This is a genomic window from Streptomyces sp. NPDC001135 (assembly GCF_053598395.1).
In genome coordinates this window covers 48,019-61,768 of sequence record NZ_JBSFKD010000010.1, presented here as the reverse complement: position 1 = coordinate 61,768, position 13,750 = coordinate 48,019, and the positions used below count along the sequence as shown (strand labels likewise).

Sequence of the window (13,750 nt, the reverse complement as noted above, 5' to 3'; positions counted from 1 at the left end):
GCTCAGGAGTTGCTGAACGCGTCCCGCAGCCGCATCTCGTTGAAGCCGTTGCCGTCGTAGTCGTCCGAGTACGTCAGCGCGAGCCGGCCGGTCGAAGCCAGGGTCACGGCCGGGCCGCCCTGGCCGCCGCCGGTCACCACGTTCATCCGGTAGGCGGGGAGCCGGCCGGTCGTCGTGCCGTCGGCGTTGAAGCCGCGGGCCCACACGTCGTCCTTGCCCGCGTACAGGGTCCCGCCGACGTTCACGTCGAAGGCCTCCTTCCACGCGACCACGAAGCTGCCGTCGTCGGCGACCGCGACATCGGCGGTGTCCTGGTCGGAGACCGGCCGCTCGCTGTCGACGTACGGGCCGCTGCTGGTGGCGTCCTCGGTGGTCCGCTGCTCGGCCGCCGCGGCGCTGCCGGTCGCGGAGAAGACGCGGTCGTAGATCCGCTGCGGCCGCACCAGCGTGCCGGTGCCAGTGGTGTACTCGTCCGTCCACGCCACGACGAACCGGCCGTCGCCGGCCGACGCCACCGCGGGAACGGTCTGCTGCCCGTCGGCGAGGGAGTTGGCCACCTTGCGGGCCACGGCGAAGCCGCCCGAGGCGTTCAGCTTCGCGAGACCGATGTTGATGCCGCCGTTGCCGTCCGCGTCCTCCTCCCAGACGATCGCGGTGTTACCGGCGTCGTCGATCGCCGCGTCGGGGCGGCGGTTCGACCCGGCTGCACCCGAGTTGATCGTGCTGACCTGGACGTCCTGGTAGCGCAGCGCACCGGTCCCGGACCAACTGCTCGCGTAGATCTGGTTGAGCGTGGAGCCGTCGGCCGTGCTCTCCCAGGCGACGGTGTAGGAGCCGTCGCCGGCCACCGCGACCGTCGGCCGCAGCTGGTCCCCGCTGCCGGAGGCGTGCGGGCGCGGCAGCGCGGTCACCGTGCCGCCCGGGGCCACCTTGACCACGGCGATGTCGGCGAACTTGTTGCCGTCGTCGTCCTTGGCCCACGCGACGATCGCGTTGCCCTGGTCGTCCACGCCGACGTCGGGCTTCTGGTGCGACCAGGTCGTGTTGCCGGCGGTGCCGCTGTTGCTCAGCAGCTTCTCGTTCCACAGCGCGACGCCGTCCTTGTACATGCGGATGTACACGTCGGTGCCCAGCTCGGTGTCCGAGGAGTCGTGCCGGTCGCCCTGCTCGTACACCACCGCGGTGTAGACGGACGAGGTGCCGCCGGAGGCGATGGCGCTGTAGTGCTGGTCACCGTCGGCCTGCACGTTGACCCGCGAGTAGTGCTGGGACGTCGAGCCGTACTTCGAGGCGTCGATGTCGACGGCGCCCGAGTGCACCTTGGTGAAGTTGGCGACGTAAGCCTGGTAGACCGCCGGGTCGTCGATACGCAGCAGCGTCTCGTCGTTCGTCTTCAGCGAGCCCGAGGTCCAGTTGTGGGAGCCCGTGTACACATGCTGGACCTTGCTGCCGTCGGCTTTCGTCCACTCCGTCAGCAGGTACTTGGAGTGGGTGGTGCCGTGGTTGCAGGAGGCGGTCGCCGAGGACTTGTAGCGGCACCCGCCGGGGCGGTTGCCGTAGGCCGCGATGTCGAGGGCGGTCAGGTCGTTGACGCCGTTGTTGCCGCCGCCGTTGCTGAGATCGCGGATGTTCGCGTCGACGCTGCACCCCTGGGACCGCTTGGCCTGCAGGGCGTCGTAGACGGCCGGGCGGGTGGACCGCTGGTCGAGCTCGGCCGCCGAGATCCTGATCTTTCCGTCGATCGAGCAGTCGACCTTGTCGATGAACGAGGCGAGGATGTCGGCGTTGCCGTAGTGGGTGGCGTCCGAGGCGGTGTCGCGGGGGAAGAAGAACGCCTCGACGGGAGAGCTCGGGTCGCCCGTGGTGTAGTCGTACGTCGTGTGCAGGCTGTCGCCGGCATGCCTGATCTGGTCGTTGAAGTGCGCGCGGTACCGGGAGGCGAGGGCCGCGTTGTTGGACACGACGACCGCGTTGTTGATCTCGCCGTCCTGGCCGCCCGCGAGGTTCTGTGAGCTCTGCCAGACGACGTTCGTGCGTCCGTCGGTGAGCGCGTCGAACACGATGTACTTGTCGTGGTCGATCGCGTTCGTGTCGCCCGAGCCGTTGCCCAGGCACCCGCGTGAGCACCAGGTGAGGCTGGAGTTGCCCGTCAGCGTCAGACCGTCCAGGTTGCTGCTGGGCCGGTTCGCCGACTCGGAGATGATGCGCAGCGTGACGCCGCGGCTCTGGGCGGCGGAGAGCTTCGCCTGCAGGGCCGAGCTGTTGAACCAGTACATGCCCATGTACAGGGTCGAGTTGGGCGCCGCGAGATCGATCAGGTCACCGACCGAGGTGTTGATCGAGGAGTCGTACGTCGTGGGCGTGGGGTAGTTGAACACCGCGGTGTAGTTCCCGGAGACGACGGTCTCCGCCTCAGCGGTGGCCGGAGCGAGCACTGCCGCACCGAGGGCGAGAGGGGCGAGAAGTGCCGCCAAGCGCCGTATCTGTCTGCCCATCTGTTTCCTTAGTTCAACGAGTTGGGGAGGCGCCATCTTATGGTCAACTTATTTACGTTCTTGACCAACTGTCGACGCGTCAGCGCACGGGAAGGGGAAGAAGGCTCGGGCTGGGGGCTTGCTCTTCGGGTGGCATCCTGATCGCCAGGCGGTCTCGACGGGGTGGTCGGCGGCGATCCTCCGGCCGGGCTTGGAAGATCCACCCTTGCCCGAGACGGGCGAAGGCGCGCTGGCCGGATGCCCGCGGCCGGCCGGGACCTGCACCGGCCCGGGCCGCAGCCGTTCTCACCCGGAAGCGTTCCGCAATCCCTCGGGGTACAGTTCCGAGACCAGCAGAACCCCAGGGTGAGGCCCCGTACGTGTTGACCCAGACCACCTCTCGGGTGCTCGAACCGAGTGACCTCGACGCCGCGCTCGCCGTCCTCGACCGCGAGCCGGTGGCGAACGCCTTCGTGGCTGCCCGGGTCCAGGTCGCCGGGCTGGACCCGTGGCGCCTGGGGGGCGAGATGTGGGGCTGGTACGAGGACGGCATGCTCACGTCACTGTGCTACGCCGGCGCCAACCTGGTCCCCGTCTGCGCCACCCCGCGCGCCGTCCGCGCCTTCGCGGACCGGGCGAGACGGTCCGGCCGGCGCTGCTCCTCCATCGTCGGCCCCGTCGAACCGACCGCCACGCTGTGGCGCCTGCTGGAGCCCCACTGGGGCCCCGCCCGCGAGGTCCGAGCCCACCAGCCCCTGATGGTCACCGACCGCATGCCCGCCGACATCGCCCCGGACCCCTACGTCCGCCGCGTCCGCAAGGACGAGATGGAGACGATCATGCCGGCGTGCGTGGCGATGTTCACGGAAGAGGTCGGCGTATCGCCGCTGGCGGGTGACGGCGGGCTGCTGTACCAGGCCCGCGTCGCCGAACTCGTCGGTGCCGGCCGCGCCTTCGCACGCCTCGACGAGCACGGCAGGGTCGTCTTCAAGGCGGAGATCGGCGCGGCGACCAGCCAGGCCTGCCAGATCCAGGGTGTGTGGGTGGCTCCCGAGTACCGGGGGAGGGGGATCGCCGCCCCCGGCATGGCGGCCGTGCTGCGGTACGCGCTCGCCGACGTGGCCCCGGTCGTCAGCCTGTACGTGAACGACTTCAACACTGCGGCGAGAAGGACGTACCGCAGAGTGGGCTTCCGAGAGGTCGGCGCCTTCATGAGCGTGCTGTTCTGAACCCCTGTACCCACCTGTACGCTCCCGTCATGGACCTCGTGATCGGCCCCCTGGACCTCGTAGCCCACGTCGACGAGGCCCTCGCCGTCCAGGCCGTCGCCTTCGGCCTCGGCCCCGACGAGGTCGCCGTACGCCGTCAGATCGTCCAGCGCCACATGCAGTACCGGGGCGCGAGGGCCCTCGGGGCCACGGTGGGCGGTCACCTCGTGGGGTTCGTGTACGGCATGCCGAACTCCCGCACCCACTGGTGGTCCACCGTCGTGGAGCCCTACCTCCGCGCGGGCGGCAACGACTTCTGGCTGGACGACTCCTTCGTGATCACCGAGCTGCACGTCCACCCCGGCCACCAGAACCGCGGCATCGGCCGCCGCCTGATCACCACGATCACCGACACCGCCACCGAACCCCGCTCGATCCTCTCCGCGATCGACACCGACAGCCCGGCCCGCGGCCTCTACCACTCCCTCGGCTACGTGGACCTCGCCCGCCAGGTCCACTTCCCGAGCGCGCCGCGGCCGTACGTGGTGATGGGCGCCCCCCTGCCACTGCGCCGCGGATAAAGTCGCGGACAAAGCCGGGGCATATCGATTTCCACCGGCACAGCAGGCCCGGCTAACCTCCTATGCCATCACCCTTTCCCGGCAGGAGTACGAGAACCATGGCGAACGCACCGGTCCAGCGCATGTCCCAGTTGATGGCGAAGACGCTGCGCGACGACCCGGCGGACGCCGAGGTCCTCAGCCACAAGCTCCTCGTCCGCGCCGGCTACGTCCGCCGCACCGCCGCCGGTATCTGGAGCTGGCTGCCGCTCGGCAAGAAGGTCTTCTCCAACGTGGAGCGGATCGTCCGCGAGGAGATGGACGCGATCGGCGCCCAGGAGGTGCTGCTCCCCGCCCTGCTGCCGCGCGAGCCCTACGAGGCGACCGGCCGGTGGGACGAGTACGGCCAGGAGCTGTTCCGGCTCAAGGACCGCAAGGGCGGCGACTACCTCCTCGGCCCCACCCACGAGGAGATCTTCACCCTCCTGGTCAAGGACCAGTGCACGTCCTACAAGGACCTGCCGGTGATCCTGTACCAGATCCAGACCAAGTTCCGTGACGAGGCCCGCCCCCGAGCCGGCATCCTGCGCGGCCGTGAGTTCCAGATGAAGGACTCCTACTCCTTCGACCTGGAGGACGAGGGCCTGGCCCAGTCGTACGCCCTGCACCGCCAGGCCTACCAGCGCATCTTCGAGCGCCTCGGCCTCGACTACCGCATCTGCGCGGCCACCGCCGGCGCCATGGGCGGCTCCAAGTCCGAGGAGTTCCTCGCCCCGGCCGAGGCCGGCGAGGACACCTTCGCGGACTGCCCGAACTGCGACTTCGCCGCCAACACCGAGGCGATCACCTACGCCCTGAAGCCGGCGGACGGGGCGGACGTGCCCGCGCTCGAGGAGATCCCCACCCCCGACACCCCGACCATCGAGACCCTCGCCGCCTCCCTCGGCGTCCCGGCCTCCGCCACGCTGAAGAACCTGCTGGTCAAGGTGGACGGCGAGATCGTCGCCGTCGGCGTGCCCGGCGACCGCGAGGTGGACCTGGACAAGGTCGAGGCGCACTTCGCCCCGGCCGTCGTCGAGATGGTCACCGAGGCGGACTTCGCCGGCCGCCCCGACCTGGTCCGCGGCTACGTCGGCCCGCAGGGACTGGGCGAGAAGGTCACGTACATCGCCGACCCGCGCGTGGCCCCCGGCACCTCCTGGATCACCGGCGCCAACAAGGAGCACACGCACGCGAAGAACGTCGTCGCCGGCCGTGACTTCGAGGTCGACACGTACGTCGACGTCGTCGTGGTGCAGGAGGGCGACCCCTGCCCGAAGTGCGGCACCGGCCTGAAGCTGGACCGCGCCATCGAGATCGGCCACATCTTCCAGCTGGGCCGCAAGTACACCGACGCCCTCAAGCTCGACGTCCTCGGCCAGAACGGCAAGCCGGTCCGCGTCACCATGGGCTCCTACGGCATCGGCGTCTCCCGCGCGGTCGCCGCGATCGCCGAGCAGAGCGCCGACGAGAAGGGCCTGGTGTGGCCCGAGGAGGTCGCCCCGGCCGACGTGCACGTCGTCGCCGCCGGCAAGGCCCTGCAGACCGAGCTGGCCCTCGACGTCGCCGAGAAGCTGGCCGCCGCGGGCGTCCGCGTCCTGGTGGACGACCGGGCCGGTGTCTCCCCGGGCGTGAAGTTCACCGACGCGGAGCTGATCGGCGTACCCCGGATCCTGGTCGCCGGCCGCCGCTCCGCCGAGGGCGTCCTCGAACTGAAGGACCGCAAGACCGGCGAGCGCGAGGAACTCTCCGTCGAGGACGCGATCGCCCGCCTGACGGCCTGACCCGAAGCCTGTCCGCCGGCCCGCTCGCCTCGCGCGAGCGGGCCGCTCGTCATGCCGGCCGAGAGCGGGCGCCCTACAGCCAGCCCGCGAACTCCAGCAGAAGTTCCCCGTCCTTCGGCCGCCCCACCCGCAGCGCACGGACCCCGGACTCCACAGCCCGGAACAGCGTCCACCCCCGCAGCCGCACCTGATCCACCTCCAGCGACTCCGCGAGCCGCTTCACCCGCCGCCGGACGACGGCCGCTCCGGACGGTGCCGCGATCAGGTCCTCCACCCGGTCCCGCACCAGCCGCGCCAGATCGAACGCGCACTCGCCGACCACCGGGTCCGGCCCCACCGCGAGCCACGGCATCCGCTCCCCGGCGAGGACCTTGCTCTGCCGGAAGGTGCCGTGCAGCAACCGCCGCTCGGGCGGCGCGGCGAGCAGCTCCTCGCGGGCCGTGAGCGCCGCGTCGACCAGCGGTGCCACCTCGGGGTCCGCCTCCGCGCCCGCCCGCATCGCCGTCGCCTGCCGCCCGGTGCGCTCGGCGACGGTCTCGAAGGCGTGGCCGGCCGGCGGCTCGACCCACAGCCGCCGCAGCGTCCCCGCCGCCTCCAGCAGCGCCTTCGCCTCCGGAAGCGACCGCACCGACACATCCGGGTGCAGCCGCTCCAGCAGCAGCACGCCGTCCTCGGCACCGGTTTCCAGCAGCTGTACGGCGCCCCGGCCGCCCCAGTGCGCCAGCGCCGCCCGTTCGCTCTCCGGGCGGGCCCTCGGCGGGGCGAGCTTCAGCACGGCCGGGGTGCCGTCCGCCCGCCGCACCAGCACCACCAGGCTGCTGCGCCCGCCCGGTACCTGGACCCGCTCCACGGCCAAGCCGCCCCTGGCGACGGCCCGTTCGGCGAGTGCGGGCAGCTCCGCCAGCCAGGCGTCCCCGCCCGGAGCCGTCTCACCGAGCGCCCGTACCAGGCGCGGCGGCGGTTCGAAAGCCATGCGCGAGTCGTTCCCTTCCAGTCCGGCTCCTGTCGTACGGGCGTTCACCGGGTCACCGTGACGGTGTCACCGAGGCGGAGGCCGACGGGGCCGCGCCGGCCGCGCCCGCCCCCTCGTCGGCCCGCTCCGCGAGCCCAGGGAAGGCTACGCTCCCCCCGCTCCAGCGCCCCGCGCGCACCGCGGCCTCCCGCAGCGCCGCGGCGGCGGCACCACGCCGCGTGCCCGTCGCCGCCCGCACCAGATCCGCGTACACGCCGGCCACCCGCTCCTCCAGCCGGGCGGCGAGCCGTACGGCCGCGGCCGGGTCCGGAACCGGGAACGGCAGCGCGTACGCGGCGTTCGCGGCGACCGGCTGGCCGCCCAGGTCGCGGACCTCCAGGGTCAGCGCGTCCCGGCGGGCCCGGTGGGCGTCGTACGCCGCCTGTGCCTCGGACCGGCGCGCCGCGCCGATCCGGCCGCCGACGACGCCGTAGCCGTACACCGCCGCGTGCTCCGCGGCCAGCGCCGCCTGCAGCGCGGCCAGCTCGGCCGCATTCGCCTCGTCCCTCGCCCTGCCGCTCACTTCGCCGCCTTCGTCAGCAGGTACGCGTGCGTGGCGCCCGCCGCCGCCACCGACGCAAGCAGCCGCGCCAGTTCGCCCGGCACCTCCAGCAGCTCCTTCGCACGCTGGTCGGCGAGGGTGCGCTCGGCGGCGGCCAGCGCGGCCAGCGCGTCCTTCTCGGCGGCCGGGGCGGGGGACGCGGCCGGGGAGGCGGACTTCGAGGGCGTCCGTGTGGCCTTCGTACCGTCGGTGAACGCCCGGACGTGCGCCGCCACCTGGGCGCGCAGCGGGCGCAGCCGCTCCGCGAGCCCCGGGTGCGCCGCGAGGACGGCGTCGTACCGCTCCAGCAGCCCCTGGCTGTCCCGCGCCGCACGCGCGCGTGCCCGATCCGTCGCCGACGGGCCGTCGCCGCCGGAGCCGGGACCGGCCGAGCACCCCACCAGCAGGGCGGCCCCGGCGGCCGAGGCGAACAGGGATCTTCTGCGCGGCCCCGGCGGGGCGGGCAGGGGCGGGGGGTACGGCACGGCTGACGTCCTCGGGGGCCTCGTACGAACACACGGGCGGGAGGGCACCCCGCCGTGATCACGGTACCCGCGCATCCCCTCGCTTCCTCTCACCGGCTCAGCAGACCCACCCAAGGGACGCGGGGGCCGTACCGGCATGCGCCCGGCCGCGCGGGCGCGACCCGTCACGCCCGCCCCGCACCCGCCCGCGAACCCCGGCCCCGAGCGCGACGGCCCACCGGTCCCACGGCCGGAGGCAGGACGCAACACCCCCCGCGACCGGATACCCTTTGACCAGACACGCGCCCTATCCCACAACAGCACACGCGGCCGAGGAGTCACCCGGATGAGCACCACCCAGAGCGAGAGGCTGCGAGAGCTGCTGGAACCGCTCGTCACCTCCCAGGGACTGGATCTCGAAGAGATCGCCGTGGACTCCGTCGGACGCAAGCGGGTGCTGCGCGTGGTCGTCGACTCCGACACCGGAGCGGATCTGGACGCCATCGCCGATGTGAGCCGTGCGCTCTCGGCGAAGCTCGACGAGACCAACGCGATGGGCGACGCGGCGTACGACCTGGAGGTCGGAACCCCCGGCGCGGAGCGCCTCCTCACCGAGCACCGGCACTTCGTGCGCGCCACCGACCGGCTCGTGAAGTTCCAGCTGGCCGAGGGCGGCGAACTGGTCGCCCGGATCCTGACCGTCGACGAGGACGGTCTCGACGTCGAGGTCCCCGGGGTCAAGGGCCGCAAGGCGACCACCCGCAGGCTCGGCTTCCCCGAGATCGACAAGGCGCGCGTACAGGTCGAGTTCAACCGCAAGAACACGGACGACAAGACCGGCAAGGTCGACAAGACGGACAAGAACAACATGAAGGAAGAGGAGGAGGCGTAGCCGTGGACATCGACATGAGTGCCCTGCGGGGCTTGGTTCGGGAGAAGGAGATCTCCTTCGACCTGCTGGTCGAGGCGATCGAGTCGGCCCTCCTCATCGCCTACCACCGCACCGAGGGAAGCCGCCGACACGCGCGCGTGGAGCTCAACCGGGAGACCGGGCATGTGACCGTGTGGGCGAAGGAGGACCCCGAGGACCTCGAGGAGGGCCAGGAGCCCCGCGAGTTCGACGACACCCCCACCGGCTTCGGCCGTATCGCCGCCACCACCGCCAAGCAGGTGATCCTGCAGCGGCTGCGCGACGCCGAGGACGACGCGACGCTCGGCGAGTACGCCGGGCGCGAGGGCGACATCGTCACCGGTGTGGTCCAGCAGGGCCGCGACCCGAAGAACGTGCTGGTCGACATCGGCAAGCTGGAGGCCATCCTGCCGGTGCAGGAGCAGGTGCCCGGTGAGACCTACCCGCACGGCATGCGCCTGCGGTCGTACGTCGTCCGGGTGGCGAAGGGCGTCCGGGGGCCGTCGGTCACCCTGTCCCGTACGCACCCGAACCTGGTCAAGAAGCTCTTCGCCCTGGAGGTGCCGGAGATCGCCGACGGGTCCGTCGAGATCGCCGCGATCGCCCGTGAGGCCGGTCACCGCACCAAGATCGCCGTACGGTCCACCCGTTCGGGTCTGAACGCCAAGGGTGCCTGCATCGGTCCGATGGGCGGCCGGGTACGCAATGTGATGGGCGAGCTGAACGGCGAGAAGATCGACATCGTCGACTGGTCGGACGACCCGGCCGAGATGGTGGCGAACGCCCTGTCACCCGCTCGGGTGAGCAAGGTGGAGGTCGTCGACATGGCCTCCCGCTCCGCCCGGGTGACCGTGCCGGACTACCAGCTGTCGCTGGCGATCGGCAAGGAGGGGCAGAACGCCCGCCTCGCCGCCCGGCTCACCGGCTGGCGCATCGACATCCGGCCCGACACCGAGCAGGCCGGGGAATAGGCGGGGAATAAATCCCGGCCGCAGGTCGCTGAGATCACGACAACAACCGTTCGATCTTTGCCCCAAAGGGGTGAGGTCGCTGCGGGGAGGTAGACTTAACTGTGTCTGGCCGGACGCACGCCCGAGCATGCCCTGAGCGCACCTGTGTGGGGTGCCGGGAGCGGGCGGCCAAGAACGATCTGCTGCGGATCGTGAGGATCGAGGACGCATGCGCCCCCGATCCTCGCGGTACGCTGCCCGGCCGGGGTGCCTACGTACACCCCGCCCTGGTCTGTCTCGACCAGGCGGTACGCCGCCGGGCGTTCCCGCGGGCACTGCGCGTCCCGGGGCCGCTCGACACAAAGGCGTTGCGCCGACACGTCGAGCAGACAACAGTTGCCGAGCAGGCAACACCGTAAGACATGCCGTGCGGAACCCCGTGCGGCCTGGTACCTCGCGAGTCGAAAGCAGGTCGAGATTGCGATGAGCACTCGATGAGTACGCGATGAGTACGCCCATGAACTAGCGACGGTCCGGCTTCAACCCGGACCTCAAAGGAGCGAAGTGGCTAAGGTCCGGGTCTACGAACTCGCCAAGGAGTTCGGCGTTGAGAGCAAGGTCGTCATGGCCAAGCTCCAGGAGCTCGGTGAATTCGTCCGTTCGGCGTCTTCGACCATCGAAGCGCCCGTAGTACGCAAGCTGACCGACGCCTTCCAGGGCGGTGGCAACGGCAAGTCCGCCGGTAAGCCCGCCCCGCGCAAGGCCGCCCCCAGGCCCGCCGCGCCCTCTCCGGCGCAGGCGGCCCGTCCCGCTGCCCCGAAGCCGGCAGCCCCCAAGCCGCCGACGGCACCCGCTGCCCAGCAGCCCGCTGCCCCGTCGGCTCCCTCGGCCCCCGCGCCGAGCCCGGGTCCCCGTCCGGTTCCCGGTCCGAAGCCCGCGCCGCGCCCGGCTCCGGCCGCCCCGGAGTTCACCGCTCCGCCGGCCGCCCCGGCCGCCCAGACCCCGCAGGCCCCGGCCGCGCAGGGTCCGCGTCCGGGCGCCCGTCCGGGTGCCCCGAAGCCCGGTGGCCGTCCGGCTCCCGGTCAGGGCCAGGCCCGTCCGGGCCAGGGTGCCCCGCGTCCCGGTGGCCAGGCCCCGCGTCCGGGTGCCCGTCCGGCCGGTCCGCGTCCGGGCAACAACCCCTTCACCTCCGGTGGCTCCACCGGCATGGCCCGCCCGCAGGCCCCGCGCCCGCAGGGCGGTCCCCGTCCTGGCGGCCCCGGCGGCCACGGCGCCCCCGGCGCCGGTCCCCGTCCGCAGGCTCCCGGCCAGCAGGGCGGCGGTCCGCGTCCGCAGTCTCCCGGCGGTCCCCGTCCGTCGCCGGCCGGCATGCCCCGGCCGCAGGGCGGTCCGCGTCCCGGCCCGGCCGGTCCGCGTCCGAACCCGGGCATGATGCCGCAGCGTCCCGCTGCCGGCCCGCGTCCCGGCGGCGGTGGCCCCGGCGGCCGCGGCCCCGGTGGCGGCGGTCGTCCCGGTGGCGGCGGCGGTCGTCCGGGTGGCGGCTTCGCCGGTCGTCCCGGTGGCGGTGGCGGCGGCTTCGCCGGTCGTCCCGGTGGTCCCGGCGGTGGCGGTGGCGGCGGCTTCGCCGGCCGTCCCGGTGGTCCCGGCGGTGGCGGCGGTGGCCGTCCCGGCTTCGGTGGCCGTCCCGGTGGTCCCGGTGGCCGTGGTGGCACGCAGGGCGCCTTCGGCCGTCCCGGCGGTCCCGCGCGTCGTGGCCGCAAGTCGAAGCGGCAGAGGCGCCAGGAGTACGAGGCCATGCAGGCCCCGAGCGTCGGCGGCGTGATGCTGCCGCGCGGCAACGGCGAGACCATCCGTCTCTCCCGCGGCGCGTCGCTCACCGACTTCGCCGAGAAGATCAACGCCAACCCGGCGTCGCTCGTCGCGGTCATGATGAACCTCGGCGAGATGGTCACGGCCACGCAGTCCGTCTCCGACGAGACGCTGCAGCTCCTCGCGGGCGAGATGAACTACGAGGTTCAGATCGTCAGCCCCGAGGAGGAGGACCGCGAGCTGCTGGAGTCCTTCGACATCGAGTTCGGCGAGGACGAGGGCGACGAGGAGGACCTGGTGGTCCGCCCGCCGGTCGTCACCGTCATGGGTCACGTCGACCACGGCAAGACCCGACTCCTCGACGCCATCCGCAAGACGAACGTCATCGCGGGCGAGGCCGGCGGCATCACCCAGCACATCGGTGCCTACCAGGTCGCGACCGAGGTCAACGACGAAGAGCGCAAGATCACCTTCATCGACACCCCGGGTCACGAGGCGTTCACCGCCATGCGTGCCCGTGGTGCGAAGTCGACCGACATCGCGATCCTGGTCGTCGCGGCCAACGACGGCGTCATGCCGCAGACGGTCGAGGCGCTCAACCACGCCAAGGCGGCCGACGTGCCGATCGTGGTCGCGGTCAACAAGATCGACGTCGAGGGTGCCGACCCGACCAAGGTGCGCGGTCAGCTGACCGAGTACGGCCTGGTGGCCGAGGAGTACGGCGGCGACACCATGTTCGTCGACATCTCCGCCAAGCAGGGTCTGCACATCGACTCGCTGCTGGAGGCCGTGATCCTCACGGCCGACGCCTCGCTCGACCTGCGGGCCAACCCGGCCCAGGACGCGCAGGGCATCTCGATCGAGTCCCGTCTCGACCGCGGCCGTGGTGCCGTGGCGACGGTCCTCGTCCAGCGAGGCACGCTGCGGGTCGGCGACACGATGGTCGTGGGCGACGCCTACGGCCGGGTCCGCGCCATGCTCGACGACAACGGCAACAACGTCGCCGAGGCCGGCCCGTCGACGCCGGTCCAGGTCCTGGGCCTGACCAACGTCCCGGGTGCGGGTGACAACTTCCTGGTGGTCGACGAGGACCGTACGGCCCGTCAGATCGCCGAGAAGCGTGCCGCCCGTGAGCGCAACGCGGCCTTCGCCAAGCGCACGCGTCGCGTGTCCCTGGAGGACCTGGACAAGGTGCTCAAGGCCGGCGAGGTCCAGCAGCTGAACCTGATCATCAAGGGTGACGCTTCTGGTTCCGTCGAGGCTCTCGAGTCCTCCCTGCTCCAGCTGGACGTCGGCGAAGAGGTCGACATCCGCGTCCTGCACCGCGGCGTCGGTGCGGTCACGGAGTCGGACATCGACCTGGCGATGGGCTCGGACGCCATCGTGATCGGCTTCAACGTCCGTGCGGCCGGCCGCGCGGCGCAGATGGCCGAGCGCGAGGGCGTGGACGTCCGGTACTACTCGGTCATCTACCAGGCGATCGAGGAGATCGAGGCGGCCCTCAAGGGCATGCTCAAGCCGGAGTACGAAGAGGTCGAGCTCGGTACGGCGGAGATCCGCGAGGTCTTCAAGTCGTCCAAGCTGGGCAACATCGCCGGTGTCCTCATCCGCTCGGGCGAGGTCAAGCGCAACACCAAGGCGCGCCTCATCCGCGACGGCAAGGTGGTCGCGGAGAACCTCAACATCGAGGGCCTGCGTCGCTTCAAGGACGACGTCACCGAGATCCGCGAAGGCTACGAGGGCGGTATCAACCTCGGCAACTTCAACGACATCAAGGTCGACGACGTCATCGCGACGTACGAGATGCGGGAGAAGCCGCGGGCGTAACGCCTACGGTTCGTGCTGGCCGACGGGACTCCGGTCCTGTCGGCCAGCGCGCCGTTGCCGGGGGTTCCGCCGCGGGTGGCGCCCCCACGGCACCGAAACCCTGTCGAGTCACCGGCAGGTACGCGGTACCGTTCTTGATGTCCCCGGCCACACCGACCCGGGGCCATCGATC

11 protein-coding genes are annotated in these 13,750 nt (G+C 71.8%); 7 read left to right on the top strand and 4 right to left on the bottom strand.

The features are described from left to right. Window positions 1–2: 2 nt before the first annotated feature. Window positions 3–2,495 (bottom strand): phospholipase D-like domain-containing protein, encoded by a 2,493-nt coding sequence (locus ACWC94_RS14915; protein ID WP_450796948.1) that lies wholly within the window; start codon window positions 2,493–2,495, stop codon window positions 3–5. Window positions 2,496–2,854: 359 nt separating this feature from the next. On the opposite strand from ACWC94_RS14915, the gene ACWC94_RS14910 reads away from it, so the two are divergent. The 3 genes from ACWC94_RS14910 (at window position 2,855) to ACWC94_RS14900 (ending at window position 6,065) form a co-directional block, all read left to right on the top strand. Next, a complete protein-coding gene (locus tag ACWC94_RS14910) occupies window positions 2,855–3,703 on the top strand; it encodes a GNAT family N-acetyltransferase (protein ID WP_450796947.1) in 849 nt (282 codons plus the stop codon). 29 nt (window positions 3,704–3,732) lie between these two features. Beyond that, the gene (locus tag ACWC94_RS14905) at window positions 3,733–4,263 is read left to right on the top strand and encodes a GNAT family N-acetyltransferase (RefSeq protein ID WP_450796946.1); all 531 of its coding nucleotides are present in this window, start codon (window positions 3,733–3,735) and stop codon (window positions 4,261–4,263) included. Window positions 4,264–4,361: 98 nt separating this feature from the next. Beyond that, window positions 4,362–6,065, top strand: a complete 1,704-nt coding sequence (locus tag ACWC94_RS14900; protein ID WP_450796945.1) for a proline--tRNA ligase — start codon at window positions 4,362–4,364, stop codon at window positions 6,063–6,065. Between the two features lie 73 nt (window positions 6,066–6,138). Here ACWC94_RS14900 and ACWC94_RS14895 read toward each other — a convergent pair whose 3' ends face one another. From ACWC94_RS14895 to ACWC94_RS14885, 3 genes are read right to left on the bottom strand one after another with little or no spacing between them, the layout of a single operon-like run. Further along, window positions 6,139–7,038 carry an aminoglycoside phosphotransferase family protein gene (locus ACWC94_RS14895; RefSeq protein ID WP_450796944.1) on the bottom strand — a complete coding sequence of 300 codons (900 nt, stop codon included), beginning with the start codon at window positions 7,036–7,038 and terminating at the stop codon, window positions 6,139–6,141. Between the two features lie 52 nt (window positions 7,039–7,090). Further along, on the bottom strand, window positions 7,091–7,600 hold the full coding sequence (locus ACWC94_RS14890; protein ID WP_450796942.1) for a ferritin-like domain-containing protein: 510 nt from the start codon (window positions 7,598–7,600) through the stop codon (window positions 7,091–7,093). After that, window positions 7,597–8,103, bottom strand: a complete 507-nt coding sequence (locus ACWC94_RS14885; protein WP_450796941.1) for a hypothetical protein — start codon at window positions 8,101–8,103, stop codon at window positions 7,597–7,599. The genes ACWC94_RS14890 and ACWC94_RS14885 overlap by 4 nt, the downstream gene beginning before the upstream one ends. A 325-nt stretch (window positions 8,104–8,428) precedes the next feature. Between ACWC94_RS14885 and rimP the strand changes: the two genes are divergently transcribed. The 4 genes from rimP (at window position 8,429) to infB (ending at window position 13,578) form a co-directional block, all read left to right on the top strand. Then, window positions 8,429–8,974, top strand: coding sequence for a ribosome maturation factor RimP (gene rimP / locus ACWC94_RS14880; RefSeq protein ID WP_450796940.1), 546 nt, complete (start codon window positions 8,429–8,431; stop codon window positions 8,972–8,974). Window positions 8,975–8,976: 2 nt separating this feature from the next. Next, window positions 8,977–9,963 (top strand): transcription termination factor NusA, encoded by a 987-nt coding sequence (nusA, locus tag ACWC94_RS14875; protein WP_363217624.1) that lies wholly within the window; start codon window positions 8,977–8,979, stop codon window positions 9,961–9,963. A 101-nt stretch (window positions 9,964–10,064) separates the two neighbouring features. Beyond that, window positions 10,065–10,361 (top strand): YlxR family protein, encoded by a 297-nt coding sequence (locus ACWC94_RS14870; RefSeq protein WP_450796939.1) that lies wholly within the window; start codon window positions 10,065–10,067, stop codon window positions 10,359–10,361. Window positions 10,362–10,506: 145 nt separating this feature from the next. Beyond that, entirely contained in the window at window positions 10,507–13,578 is a 3,072-nt protein-coding gene (infB, locus tag ACWC94_RS14865) for a translation initiation factor IF-2 (protein ID WP_450796938.1), read from the top strand. The last annotated feature ends 172 nt before the right edge of the window (window positions 13,579–13,750 follow it).

What these genes read in the sequence shown, in the direction of transcription:
- ACWC94_RS14905 (WP_450796946.1), top strand. Translation starts at nt 3,733, where the DNA reads ATGGACCTCGTGATCGGCCCCCTGGACCTCGTAGCCCACGTCGACGAG.
- rimP (WP_450796940.1), top strand. Translation starts at nt 8,429, where the DNA reads ATGAGCACCACCCAGAGCGAGAGGCTGCGAGAGCTGCTGGAACCGCTC.
- ACWC94_RS14900 (WP_450796945.1), top strand. Translation starts at nt 4,362, where the DNA reads ATGGCGAACGCACCGGTCCAGCGCATGTCCCAGTTGATGGCGAAGACG.
- ACWC94_RS14915 (WP_450796948.1), bottom strand. Translation starts at nt 2,495, where the DNA reads ATGGGCAGACAGATACGGCGCTTGGCGGCACTTCTCGCCCCTCTCGCC.
- ACWC94_RS14895 (WP_450796944.1), bottom strand. Translation starts at nt 7,038, where the DNA reads ATGGCTTTCGAACCGCCGCCGCGCCTGGTACGGGCGCTCGGTGAGACG.